General features: G+C 44.7%; 12 protein-coding genes and 1 pseudogene. 5 read left to right on the forward strand and 8 right to left on the reverse strand.

The annotated features are described in order from the left end of the window. Window positions 1–23: 23 nt before the first annotated feature. Window positions 24–356: a hypothetical protein gene (locus tag FM037_RS04500; RefSeq protein ID WP_144045017.1), complete on the forward strand. Its 333-nt coding sequence runs from the start codon at window positions 24–26 to the stop codon at window positions 354–356. Window positions 357–388: 32 nt separating this feature from the next. Beyond that, window positions 389–922 (forward strand): amino acid ABC transporter substrate-binding protein, encoded by a 534-nt coding sequence (locus FM037_RS04505; protein WP_144045018.1) that lies wholly within the window; start codon window positions 389–391, stop codon window positions 920–922. A gap of 93 nt (window positions 923–1,015) precedes the next feature. Here the strand turns inward: FM037_RS04505 and FM037_RS04510 are convergent, their stop codons facing one another. From FM037_RS04510 to FM037_RS04530, 6 genes and pseudogenes are all read right to left on the reverse strand, one after another. Continuing rightward, entirely contained in the window at window positions 1,016–1,243 is a 228-nt protein-coding gene (locus tag FM037_RS04510) for a ribosome alternative rescue factor ArfA (RefSeq protein WP_144045019.1), read from the reverse strand. A gap of 154 nt (window positions 1,244–1,397) precedes the next feature. Next, window positions 1,398–2,051 (reverse strand): SDR family NAD(P)-dependent oxidoreductase, encoded by a 654-nt coding sequence (locus FM037_RS04515; RefSeq protein WP_229381085.1) that lies wholly within the window; start codon window positions 2,049–2,051, stop codon window positions 1,398–1,400. A gap of 32 nt (window positions 2,052–2,083) precedes the next feature. Continuing rightward, a complete protein-coding gene (locus FM037_RS29140; protein ID WP_229381086.1) occupies window positions 2,084–2,302 on the reverse strand; it encodes a hypothetical protein in 219 nt (72 codons plus the stop codon). 137 nt (window positions 2,303–2,439) lie between these two features. Further along, a pseudogene (locus FM037_RS04520) lies at window positions 2,440–3,323 on the reverse strand (pirin family protein). A 360-nt stretch (window positions 3,324–3,683) separates the two neighbouring features. Continuing rightward, on the reverse strand, window positions 3,684–4,034 hold the full coding sequence (locus FM037_RS04525) for an Hpt domain-containing protein (RefSeq protein WP_144045020.1): 351 nt from the start codon (window positions 4,032–4,034) through the stop codon (window positions 3,684–3,686). A gap of 8 nt (window positions 4,035–4,042) precedes the next feature. Further along, window positions 4,043–6,556, reverse strand: coding sequence for a CHASE3 domain-containing protein (locus FM037_RS04530; protein WP_144045021.1), 2,514 nt, complete (start codon window positions 6,554–6,556; stop codon window positions 4,043–4,045). A 440-nt stretch (window positions 6,557–6,996) separates the two neighbouring features. On the opposite strand from FM037_RS04530, the gene FM037_RS04535 reads away from it, so the two are divergent. Continuing rightward, complete coding sequence (locus FM037_RS04535) at window positions 6,997–8,538, forward strand: protein adenylyltransferase SelO (RefSeq protein ID WP_144045022.1); 1,542 nt, start codon at window positions 6,997–6,999, stop codon at window positions 8,536–8,538. Between the two features lie 147 nt (window positions 8,539–8,685). After that, on the forward strand, window positions 8,686–9,048 hold the full coding sequence (locus FM037_RS04540) for a response regulator (RefSeq protein WP_144045023.1): 363 nt from the start codon (window positions 8,686–8,688) through the stop codon (window positions 9,046–9,048). A 47-nt stretch (window positions 9,049–9,095) separates the two neighbouring features. On the opposite strand, the gene FM037_RS04545 is transcribed toward FM037_RS04540, so the two are convergent. Further along, window positions 9,096–9,611 (reverse strand): YgjV family protein, encoded by a 516-nt coding sequence (locus tag FM037_RS04545; RefSeq protein ID WP_144045024.1) that lies wholly within the window; start codon window positions 9,609–9,611, stop codon window positions 9,096–9,098. A gap of 161 nt (window positions 9,612–9,772) precedes the next feature. After that, window positions 9,773–10,369, reverse strand: coding sequence for a Crp/Fnr family transcriptional regulator (locus FM037_RS04550; protein ID WP_229381087.1), 597 nt, complete (start codon window positions 10,367–10,369; stop codon window positions 9,773–9,775). 354 nt (window positions 10,370–10,723) lie between these two features. On the opposite strand from FM037_RS04550, the gene FM037_RS04555 reads away from it, so the two are divergent. Further along, window positions 10,724–11,941 (forward strand): DUF3103 family protein, encoded by a 1,218-nt coding sequence (locus tag FM037_RS04555; protein WP_144045025.1) that lies wholly within the window; start codon window positions 10,724–10,726, stop codon window positions 11,939–11,941. Window positions 11,942–12,149: the final 208 nt, after the last annotated feature.

The following is a 12,149-nucleotide window of genomic DNA, read 5'->3' on the forward strand; positions in this document are numbered from 1 at the left end:
ATGTTGAGATTATAAGGACATAAGTGTCAGTTAGCTATATGCATAGATTTTTGTTTTCCTCTTTTCTATTTGTACTCACCGCTCTGATTAATCCTGTCGGTGCCTCTTCGGCTGAGAGGAATACAGTCGCAGTGGTTCGATACAATGTTTCGACTCAAGATGTTGACGAAAAACAGAACTATTATATAGAGGTACTAAAGTTAGCACTAAAGAAAAGTCAGCCTGAGTTTGGCCCCTTCGGTCTAAAGCCCGTGTTTATGGCAATGCCTCAGGGGAGAGCGGTTAAATCTGTGGCTCGTGGCCAGCTTATCGATCTGGTTTGGACAATGACATCCCCCAGCGTGAGAAAGAGCTAAGAGCTATATATATTCCTATCATGAAGGGGTTAATGGGCTATCGAATTGCAATTATTCGCAGTGGTGAGCAGCAAAGGTTCACAGATATCCAAACTTTAGCTGAGTTTCAAAGTATTATTTTAGGACAGGGGCAAGATTGGCCCGATACCGATATTCTGCGGTCACAAGGATTTATTGTGGTATCAGGTAAAGGCGACAAGATGATAGATATGCTATTAAAGGGACGCTTTGATGCTTTTCCTCGGGGATTGCATGAGCCCTGGGATGAAGTTAAGGGCCAGGATGATATTCAGGTTGAGTCGAGTCTGTTAATCAAGTATTCCTCGCCTATCTACTTCTTCGTCAATAAGAATAATGAGCAACTGGCTCAACGTATCGAGAAGGGGCTAATCTTAGCCATAGAAGATGGCAGTTTTGATGCACTCTTTAACAGCCACTCGGCTACAGCCGATATACTGGACAAAGCTAAGCTGGATACACGTAAGATTTTTGAGATAGATAATCCGAGTCTATCTGCCCGGAGTCGAAAATTACTCGATAATAAAGCTCTCTGGCTGTGCCACTAGATGACAGAAGAGGTTTAGCACGCGATTCTTATCTGACGGGATTCTTGTGTGGGGGGAGATGGTGTTCAGCGAATCTAACTTGTTCGCTTAAAGCTAGGCAATGCCCATAATCAGTGTCCCTAAAAAATCGAAAGGGGCATTGCCCTTCAGCACATGCCCCTTCTGTTGTTTGCGGTTGTATGAACCTTTGCCTTTCTTGGGTTTCTCGGTTCTCATTCTAAAAAGCTCGCTGGTGACTAATGCTTTTAAGGCGTTGTCTTTGATTGTGCCGCGACCGCTATCATGTTCCAAAACGGTGTCGGACTTACGATGTTTAGCCATCGAATATTCCTATTTAATTTGTTTGAATTTTCTCTTGTTAACGTTAGTGATAAAGCCAGCCATAAGGGCTAGCTCTGTGGGCGACTATAATCCAGAGTTGATGGATAAGTAAACCGTTTTTTCATAGTTCACCTATGTTGAAATTACCTCAGATTTAAGATTGACGTCGTCGGTATTTATCCTTGTTCTTACGGCCTATACGATAGAGCAGTCCACGACTGGCACGGCGAAATCTGGGGAACAGGTAGCCTAATGTAGTGAGTTTACCGCTAAACCAGGGCATAGTAATTTCGGTCTCTGTACCTTTCGCTAACTTAACTATGGCGTCGGCGACTTGCTCTGGTGTGCTCATGGGCTGGGAATAGACAATATCTTCCACTTCATCTATCTCATCCATAATAAAGCGGGTATCTATAGGACCGGGTGACACCACAGCCACATTGATTTCCTTATCCCTAAGTTCGTCGCTCAAGGCATAGGCGAAGGCTCTCAGCCCGGACTTAGTGCTACTATAGGTCGCTGCGCCTTGAAGTGGCGCACGGCCAGCAAGCGAGCCCACCATGACTATGGCTTTAGGGCCGGATTTAGGCATTAGGGGCAGCACGAGTGCAGCCAGATACAGGGGGGATCTTAGATTCACATCCACCATGGCCGCTATCTGCTCCGGCGATCTTTCACTAAATTCGCCTCTATGGTGCAGGCCCGCATTGTTGACTAAGACATTGATGCCGCCAAATTCTTTCGCTGCAGCCGCGACTAACTGTTTACACGCCTTTAGGTCGGCAATATCGGCCGTCAGGGTCAACACCTTGGCATTAGGGTATTGGCCTAACTCACTCTCTAACTCTTGTAACCCGCTAATCCTCTAGCCACTAATACCAGGTTAACCCCCTCAGGAAAGGCCTTTGCAAACCCATGCACACAAGCCGCGCCAACTCCCTTAGATGCCCCTGTGATCAGTACCGTCGGCGTCCCATTGGAAGCCGTGGTTAAGGTGTCGTCTATCGCCCTTGGTTCAGCTTTTGTGTCAATCTCTGAGTCAAGCCTTGAGTTAGTCATGATGCATTTTCCTGAGTTTTATAGTTTTAATTTGACTATATTTTTAACATCTGGCTTCTGTGTTGGCTAGCGGTTTAACGCCATGGCTCAATAACTTAGTTTCAGGCTTAATACTCTGTTAATTATTAGGATTGGGATTACGCCGGGATTTCGCCAAAGCGTCCGGCTTGATAATCATCGATCGCCTGCTGGATCTCTGCTTGTGTGTTCATTACAAAAGGCCCCATATGCACGATATCTTCCTTGATGGGTTTGCCTGCGAACAAGAGCAATCCCGCGCCATTAGATCCGGCCTGCATCTCAAGTAAGGTCTGACTATCCAGAATCAGATATTGACCTTGGATATATTGCTTAGCTTCCTTGTCGGTATCTTGGCCTGTATTTATGTGAGTACTGCTAAGCGTTCCTTGATACAGATAGAGGCCGACAAACTCATGTCTCTTGAGCTGTAACTCGGCCATAGCGTCAGGGCTCAGCATGAGATCGGCAATCGCGGCTTCACCCGCGAGCCCTTGTATCGGAGCACTAATTTCTGCTTGTCCGGCAAATGCCCAATCTCCCGCCAAAGCCCGCAGTGTCGCGCCCGAGTCATTGCTAACCTCAGGGTTTACCGTTTCACTGGTGTCCTGATATCTCGCTGGGCGCATCTTATCTTTCGCTGGCATATTGACCCAAATCTGAAACCCATGCAGGCCCTCATCGGCGTCGCTCAGGGGCATCTCGGAATGTATGACTCCGCTGCCGGTACTCATCCATTGCACATCTTTAGCGCGAATGGCTTTCACATTTCCCAGGTGATCCTTGTGTTCAAATCCACCTTTGCGGATATAGGTAAATGTCTCGATACCACGGTGAGGATGAGGGGGAAGCCGCCGATAAAGTCCTGTTCATCATCGGACTTTATCTCGTCCATCATCAAGAATGGGTCGAACTTGGTATTATTAAAATCAGCTACCCGGCGAATATTCACGCCATCGCCATCCATCGCTGGTCTGGCTGAAAATTGACTTAGTACTTTCATGTTTTTCTCCTGAACTAGCTAAAAATTATCTAGCTAACAATGTTTTTGTATTAGCGATTACGATTAGCATACCAGTGGGATAATCGAATGAATATTGCGAAATATCGGCCTAAACATTCTATAAAATAGGATTAATGTAGAGAGGTGGTGAAGGCGGTAGTTAGGTACGTGTATGCGGGAGTACATATTGAGTGAAGACCTGTCCTTAACATTTCTACTTCAAGGGGCTAACCATGGTTAGACTTGTTACCTCAGTTATTACTGGGGCAGAGCATACGTCACTCATCTCTTGTTGGGAGCTCAAGATTAGCAGTCTTGAAAGCACTAGCCTGGTAAATGGAAATTTAGAAGTTAAGTTTGCTATTTTGCAATCTTGTGAACCTGAGGGAACATAATTTCCATTTGCGCTAAGGCTTCATTCAGAGATTTTTCGATGTCCTTAATCCATACTTGATAGTTAGTTACCTCTTTTCTGGAGGCGATTGCTTGTTTGAGCTGTACTTCTATTTCAGTTGTGAGTTCCTGTAAGGCAATGGTGCCCATTGTGCCAGCCAAACCTTTGAGGGTATGGAGGCTGTTAACCGCTACCTGTATTTCATTTTGTTGTAAGCCAGATTCAAAGTTTCTAAACTGAATCCAGGCATCACTTCGGAATACTTCGATAAGCTTGAGGTATAACTCTCTTTTTCCGCGTAACCGTTTTATGGCCAGCTCAGCGTCTAAGACTCTAGCTTCCCCCCTAGGTCATCTATTACTTTATTACTGCTTGCCATAGGCTCGACCGAGGGGGTGGTGTCGTTGACATGTTTTTGCCCAGTGTGACTAATTATGGTTGCTAGCATATCATCGAGTTCTATGGGTTTACTGATATGATCGACCATGCCAACGGCCTTGCAGGCATCTCTATCTGATTGCATAGCATTCGCCGTCATGGCGATAATAGGTACCGTCAGCATATGGTTATGTTGACGGATCTGACGAGTCGCTTCTAACCCATCAATATCCGGCATCTGCATATCCATAAGAATGGCATCGAAGGGCTGGGTAGCACTCAGTGCTAGCATCTTGCCCTCGATGCCACCCGAGGCTAGTGTGACCTCTGCGCCACTGGTTTCCAAAAGTTCTTTGGCCACTTGCTGGTTGAGTAAGTTATCTTCAACAACCAACAAGTGTAAACCAGACAAATGCTGAGTATTTTTCAGCCTGGTTAATCTATGGTCTTCCTCATTTGAAACCGCCTCTTTGACTGAGTCGAAAAGCATAGATGCGGTGATGGGCTTTATCAGAAAACCATCAAGAAGGCCGGTCTCTTGATGTGAAGCATCTTCCAGGGCCTCGCGTCCGTGAGCCGTGACCATAATCACCACAGATGTACTCCCTTGAATTTCTGATAGCTGGCGAATTCGTCTCGTTGTCTCCATGCCATCCAGGCCAGGCATACACCAGTCCATGAGTATGACTTGGTAGGTCGGAGTATCGACTTTCTGCAATAGTTCGAGGGCCTGCAGTCCACTGCTGACGCAGTCACATTGCCAATCATTAGACTCGGCCATAGTTTGCAATACTTCACGAACTAAGGCGCAATCATCGACGATCAATACTCGCATTTTCTTTAACGGTGCAACTTTCGCTATAGATGTTCCTATCTCCAGGGTCAGAGTGAAGAAGAAGCGACTGCCTTTACCTAGTTCGCTTTGAACTTGTAACTCCCCTCCCATAAGTTCTACCAACTGTTTACAAATGGCTAAGCCTAATCCTGTACCGCCAAATTGACGAGATGTTGATGATTCTGCCTGACTGAAGCCGGAGAAAATATCTTGCAGCTTATTGGGAGAGATCCCCACTCCGCTATCGCTTATTGAGAACTCTATATTCACGGTGTTTTTATCTTTTCTGAGCACGCGAGTTGCCAGTACAACTTGTCCTTGATGAGTGAATTTTATGGCGTTACCCGTTAAATTGAGTAGCACCTGGCGAATTCGAAGCGAGTCCCCCTTGAGGGTTTCGGGGGTACCAGGATCTAAATCGAAAAGGATCTCGATATTTTTCTCGCCCTGGTTAGCTGCTAGCATAACGCTGAGATCACACATGACATCATCAAACACAAAATCTTCATGTTCGATTGTCATCTTTCCTGCTTCTATTTTTGAGAAGTCTAAGATGTCATTGATAATAACCAACAGTGAGATCGTCGCTGATTGAGCCTTGAGGGTATAGTCATTCTGACGCTTGGTGAGCTCTGTATGCTGTAGCAGCTTTAGCATACCTAGAATGCCATTCATTGGTGTACGGATTTCGTGGCTCATGTTCGCCAAAAATTCACCCTTAATCTCATTGGCACGTTCGGCCTGCAGTAGGGCTTCTTGTAGTTCCAGTGAGTTGAGCGCCAGTGAGTTCGTCATCTCAGAGAAAGCCCTGGCAAGGATGCCGACTTCATCTTTACGGGATTGAATTTCTAAATTGGCACTAATATCGCTGCCATCGCCATCGCCATCGCCATCGCCATCGCCATCGCCATCGCCATCGCCATCGCCATCGCTAACGCCATCGGTAGTGATGCGTTTTGCGACAGACGCAATCTCTCTGAGTGGAGCAGATATGTTGTTAGTGATCCATAATCCTATGATACTCAGCATAACGAACGCCAATAACGCACAGGCTATAACGGCTGATACTGCGTTTTCAACCGTTGAAGATGCCTCAATCGATCTTTGTTGTAATAGTCTATTTTCTTCGACTGTCATTTCGGTGACTTGCCGACGGATCTCATCCATGATTAATTTGCCTTTATCTGATAGCACGATCTTTAACGCGGCTTCTAAACCTTGCTCTCTGCGTATTGCTATCGTTTCTTTTAGCTCCGAAAACTTGCTGTCAGGTCCATGAATGTTAGGTTCGAGTAATTTGAGTCTTTGTTGTTGTATGGGGTTATCTAGGGTCAGCTCAAAAAGGGAAATTAAGTTTTGGTCAATTTTCTTTTCTGCATAATAAAAGGGTTCTAGATACCTTTCTTCGCCTGTAAGAAGGAAACCACGTTGGCCCGTTTCAGCGTCTTGCATACTCGAGATCATACTTTTCAACGCATTTAGGACTTGGTAAGTATGAGTTTTCCATTGCGCCGTTTCGTTCAGTTTAATCGTACTGTGATAAGAGACTGCGCCGATAGCTAAGATAAATAGAATTGCGACGGAAAACCCTGCACCAATTTTCATCCCTACATTCATTTTAAGCATCAAAAATATCTCCGCTTTTATTACTAAAGCATTGGGTTATATCTATCTGTTTGCATGCAGTTCGGTCAGAAGCAAAATTATTAGAACGAGGGGGAAACGTTAAGTGTGGTTGTTTGTGAGCATCTGCACATATTTGTTCTCGAACTTCCATGTCAGCTTCAGCAGGGGCCATTTGCTATACCGAAGCAAATTGGTGTGACTTACGAACTAACAAAAGCATAGTTCATATTTTTTAAATCACTAATTTGGCTGACTCCTTAACTCATTTTATTCTGACCTAAGTGTCATCTATTTATTGAGAAAAACTAGCTTGTATCAACGCTATGTACTTAGGTTTTTACTATGCAAGTCGCTCGATATGATCACCTTCTTTTGTCGATTAAGGTAAAGTAACAAGAATAGCTTTGTGGCTAGATTGATCTCGATAGCATGGAAATAAGATGAATAGCATGAATATTGACCTAGGTTTGACATTCGACAACAGTTACGCAAGAAATTTAGAGGGTTTTTATGCTACCTGCCCGGGTGCCAAAGCGTCGAGTCCCGAGCTAGTGAAATTGAATACTTCATTGGCGAATAGCATCGGCCTTAGCAATCACGATTCGGCTCAATTAGCCGAGGTTTTTTCTGGGAGCCAAGCGCCAATAGGTGCCAGTCCACTGGCACAAGTTTATGCCGGACATCAATTTGGTGGTTTTAGCCCTCAGTTGGGTGATGGCCGGGCCCTATTGTTGGGGGAAGTGCTGGATGAAGGCGGCAAACGTGTGGATGTTCAGCTCAAGGGCTCTGGGCGGACGCCATTCTCACGAGGCGGCGACGGCAAGGCAGTACTGGGCGCTGTATTGCGGGAATATATACTCAGTGAAGCCATGTATGCCCTAAACATCCCCACCACCAGAGCGTTAGCCGTAGTCACTACTGGTGAACAGATCATGCGCACTCAACTCCTGCCTGGAGCCGTTCTCACTCGCGTCGCGTCCAGCCATATACGTGTCGGCACATTTCAGTTTTTTGCGTCCCGCGGTGAGCAAGATAAGGTTAAACAGCTGGCCGATTATGCCATTGAGCGTCACTATCCGCAGCTCAAGAGCAGCCAACAGGTTTACCTGGACTTTTTATGTGCGGTTTGCGACAAGCAAGCTGAGTTAGTCGCCCGCTGGTTACTGGTCGGTTTCGTTCATGGTGTAATGAATACCGACAATATGACGATTAGCGGCGAGACTATAGATTATGGTCCCTGCGCCTTTATGGATGACTATGATCCCAAAGCTGTGTTTAGCTCCATCGATAGAGACGGACGTTACTCTTACAATAATCAGCCAGTCTTAGCACAGTGGAATCTGGCCAGATTAGCCGAAACCTTATTGCCCTTGATAAGCGATGATGAAGAGGAAGCGGTAGCGAAAGCGACTGAAGCCGTCACCAAGTTCTGGGAGGTGTATCAAGGCTACTGGCTAACTGGCATGCGGGAAAAACTGGGTATATCCACCGAAGAGGAAGGCGACTTAGCACTTTGCGAGCAACTGCTCGAGTCTATGTCGGGGCAAGAGGTGGACTTCACCTTACTTTTTCGCCAACTCGCTAACGATCTTGAAACTAGCAGTCTCGAGAGCAAGAGTGCTGAAGAGATTAATCTTGAGAGTACAAGCTGCGAAAGCGATAAGCTATTCAATGATGCCGATAAGTTTATCCAGTGGAAGAAGTTATGGATAGCGCGTCTCTCTCTCGACGATCAAGCAAAGGAAAAGCTCTCTCTGCCCGAACGCGTCGCCATGATGAATGCAGCTAACCCTATGTATATCCCTCGCAATCATCAGGTTGAGCGAGCCATAGAAGCGGCAGAACAAAGAGCTGACTATGAGCCGTTCGAAAACTTGCTCACGGTACTCGAAACCCCCTTCACATTACAGTCTGGATCCGAGGGATATACCAAATCGGCGCCAAAGAGTTTTGGGCCTTACACCACATTTTGTGGAACTTAAGTAGCAAGTACGCTGGGGAAACTTAACCTAAGTACTAGGTGTCCTAGTACTTAGGTTTTCGACTCTTGTTTGGATTTATCTCGCGGGTATCTTTTCCCCTTAAATTGGATACAATAAAGACACTGAAAATAGATCTGAGAGGGCTACATGGAAAGATCTAAAATTCTGATAATTGATGATGACCCTGTTTGTACCGGGGTGTTACTCGCAATCTTAGGCGATGATTATCAAGTCACTACTGCAAACTCCGGTCGTGGTGGCATAGATATCTTAAATTCATTGAGCCCAGACCTCATCTTACTGGATATCACTATGCCTGAGGTGAATGGCTACCAGGTGCTTCAGTTCCTAAAGGCGGACTCATCGCGAGCCAATATACCTGTGGTTGTTATCAGCACCTTAGTTGAGAGTTCGGATCGTGATTTTGCGTTGAAACTCGGTGCTAACGATTACATCAACAAGCCTATTATGCCTGACGTGATACAGACAATGGTCGATCAATACCTATAGATCTTTTCTGCATGAGTAGGTGAGTATCAGACTCGAGTCATACCTGCTTAAGTTTGCTTATATTTGGCCGCAAAAGTGAAGCCATAATATCGGTAATAGCCCAGTAAGTTACTGCCGATAAATAGCAGCTCCATCAGCACTGCTGTGGGGGAGCCAATTAGTGCGTTATTGAGCAGCCAGATACTGGTTCCTATTAGCATCAATTGTCTTAATTTTCGATCGCTTTGACAAAATGCCGCGTAGGTCTGGGTGGCACTGCCTGCAAAACTGATTAAGCTCAAGAGCCCACTGAAAGTGACGAAGGTAACCAGGGAGCTTGCGGCTAGAAAAAACATCATCCAACGTTTCGAGTGGCTAAAAATTGTGACCAGATATCTGATTGAAGCAAGCAGCATCAAGGTTGCAGCGGTCCACTGCTCGAGCAGAAAAAAGTGGCTACTGATTAAGATGCCTGATACGCATAAGCAAGCAAGGATTTTTTGTCTCTGTTTGAATTGGAATGAGATCAGATCAAAAATGATCGCGATAGCGATCAGGCCTTGAGATATTGCAAATACAGACATAGAACAACCTAACTGACGAAGTGCTTAGTTAACAAACTAAGCTGAGGTAGGCCAAGGATAGGGAAAAACCGCGAACAGTGAATTAACCTAAGTTAATTGTGATGACTTTTATTTATCCTTTCCCATTCCCTGTGTCGACTCTTCTCAATGTGGAAATAGTTCTATATCCTTGATTTTAAACGTGAAAGACTCACTGGATTGATGCCAATATAGCTAGCGAGCTGAATATTATTGAGTGTATTGACCCAAAGAGGCCTGTTTTCTACCAGGAAAAGGTAACGCTGTTCAGGCGTGTTCAATAGGAAGAATGCTTCTTTTTCCTCTTTGTAAATGAGTTGCTGGCTAAGTAAAGCTATCTTGGCTAACTGCCAGTCTGCATGAGATAGCTGCTCAAGGGGGATTTGAATGAGTAGTGCATCTTCTATCGATTCAATCTGATATTTTGCCGGGGCTTGAGTCAACCATGAACAATATAGGAAACATAACTCATGTTGGAAATAGAACTCCTTCGACAAAATACTGCCTGAGTTGCCATAATGACAAGCTTTTAAAATACCGGAAACAATAAAGTAAGCATATTTTTGCTTTTCCCCCTGTAACAATAATACCTCTCCAGCATTTACATTCATGGCTCTAAATTGTGCCTGAACCTGCCCGATAGCATCCTTGCTGACACCTAATGTTGAAAGATAATGGATGAGACTTTCATGATGTATCAGGTCATTGTCTGGCTGGTTCTTATTAGTATTGATCATCATAGTATTCGCGCAATAAATTGTATGTAATACCAATAGGTATAAGAAAGTGGAGTCAATGATAACAGTCATATGACCAAGTTAGATGAAATAAAATAGATATTTTTATTAGCCCACGAAAAACAAAATATTAGTTATTTTTTATATCTGATCGAATACCGTCGCTGTTTCCATATTAAGACATCAGTTATTCAAGTTACCTATTTCAAATTTAGATTCAATTCTAAATCGAATGAATGTAAATGTTATTGGTAACTATTGTTATTATTATTTACATGGGTTGTTAATTATGCTCATATGCTTTCTAGGACCGAACAGAAGCAATATAAAACGAGTAATATTCAATAAGGACATAATATGAAAAAAATGACTTTAACCTTGCTTATGATAACGGTACCTCTGGCTTCTATTATTTCGCCATGTAGTTCCGCCGAGCCAGTCGAAAGAACAGATATATCGATTCAGCAAGCATCACAATACAGTGTCAGCGTATCTCACGCTAAACGTGAGATAGCACTGGAACTCAGTCGCCAATACACTCGAGTGTTACCTGTGCTGCAATCCAATATCAACCAATATAACTTGGCCATGGATGCTGATTTAGTGTTCCGGTCCAGTGGCAGCGACACCAAGACATTACGTCAAAGCGAGTTGGCGATCCGTGAAGCGAAAGGTTTATATACTCACACTAAACCTAAGATTAATACAGTCCGTAGTGGATCTCAGGCTCCCAGTTTAGTGCAATTTCGTCTGGCCGATGCCAGCATGCTGAGCGATTGGCAACAAGGCGAATCGCCGCTATTTGCATTCGAGCCTGATGGTGATGATAAGCAGTGGGCTAATATCGAAGCCTATGATGTTGAAGGTAATATTCACTTGCTCGATGTGTATCAGCTTCCCCAGAGACCCGTGATTGTGATTGGGTTAGATAAGCAGCAAGCCATGCGTGAAGGTCTGGCTGTGATGCGAGACACATTAGCCTTGAGCACACATTCTGCGAGTCAGATCAAAAGAGCTAAGCATCAGGTGAGTGCCTTTACCGCTGCGGATCAGCTCATATCGACCACAGTCATCAAACAGATCAGTGTGAAAGATGATGAGGAGCCCTGGATTTCGGGTAAAGCCGAGATCTACGGCATAGTGACGGGCGTTAACCCAAGCCGTGATGAACCCGTGCTGGATATCATTGAGATGCCTTATCTCGATTATTCAGGCACCGAGTATTATCCCAATCAGATAGTCATTCATTGGGAGCGTTACCGATGGGCCGCCGCCGATCTTGTACTCATGGAGCATGATGATGGGACTAACTATAAAGATCTTGCGACCGCACTCGTGAGTATTGCCGAGCGCGTCTTGCAGCAATATCCCGATCCGGAAGTACAGGGGTATGCCATCATAGCCACGATAACTAACGAGATATTAAATGCCTTACCCGATGCCTGGTTTACCAATAACGATGACTTTGTGGATGTGTATTACACCTTACAAGAGGGCGAGACCTACACAAATCATTATGGTGCGGGCGGCAATGCCAGAGCGTTCTTCGCGCCTCTGGTGATCCAGTCAAGATAAGCTAACCATATAAAACTTTGAGTACAAGTATATCTCGGCAAGCTTGTTCGTCATCTAGATAGAGCAAGCTTGCTAGAGCTATTACCTCATCATCTCTGTAGCGTTTCACTCTCCTGCCTTATTAACACAGCTTTTTAAATTTAAATGATCGAAATCATCCATTTTTGAAATAATCTAACATTTATAATAGCGTGATCCAGATCGTGTT

The sequence above is a fragment of the Shewanella psychropiezotolerans genome (assembly GCF_007197555.1).
GTDB lineage: Bacteria > Pseudomonadota > Gammaproteobacteria > Enterobacterales > Shewanellaceae > Shewanella > Shewanella psychropiezotolerans.

Excerpts from the sequence above, each read along its gene's own strand:
- FM037_RS04550 (WP_229381087.1), bottom strand. The coding sequence starts at position 10,369 with ATGATGATCAATACTAATAAGAACCAGCCAGACAATGACCTGATACAT.
- FM037_RS04505 (WP_144045018.1), top strand. The coding sequence starts at position 389 with ATGGGCTATCGAATTGCAATTATTCGCAGTGGTGAGCAGCAAAGGTTC.
- FM037_RS04545 (WP_144045024.1), bottom strand. The coding sequence starts at position 9,611 with ATGTCTGTATTTGCAATATCTCAAGGCCTGATCGCTATCGCGATCATT.
- FM037_RS04530 (WP_144045021.1), bottom strand. The coding sequence starts at position 6,556 with ATGCTTAAAATGAATGTAGGGATGAAAATTGGTGCAGGGTTTTCCGTC.
- FM037_RS29140 (WP_229381086.1), bottom strand. The coding sequence starts at position 2,302 with ATGACTAACTCAAGGCTTGACTCAGAGATTGACACAAAAGCTGAACCA.
- FM037_RS04555 (WP_144045025.1), top strand. The coding sequence starts at position 10,724 with ATGAAAAAAATGACTTTAACCTTGCTTATGATAACGGTACCTCTGGCT.
- FM037_RS04540 (WP_144045023.1), top strand. The coding sequence starts at position 8,686 with ATGGAAAGATCTAAAATTCTGATAATTGATGATGACCCTGTTTGTACC.
- FM037_RS04510 (WP_144045019.1), bottom strand. The coding sequence starts at position 1,243 with ATGGCTAAACATCGTAAGTCCGACACCGTTTTGGAACATGATAGCGGT.
- FM037_RS04535 (WP_144045022.1), top strand. The coding sequence starts at position 6,997 with ATGAATAGCATGAATATTGACCTAGGTTTGACATTCGACAACAGTTAC.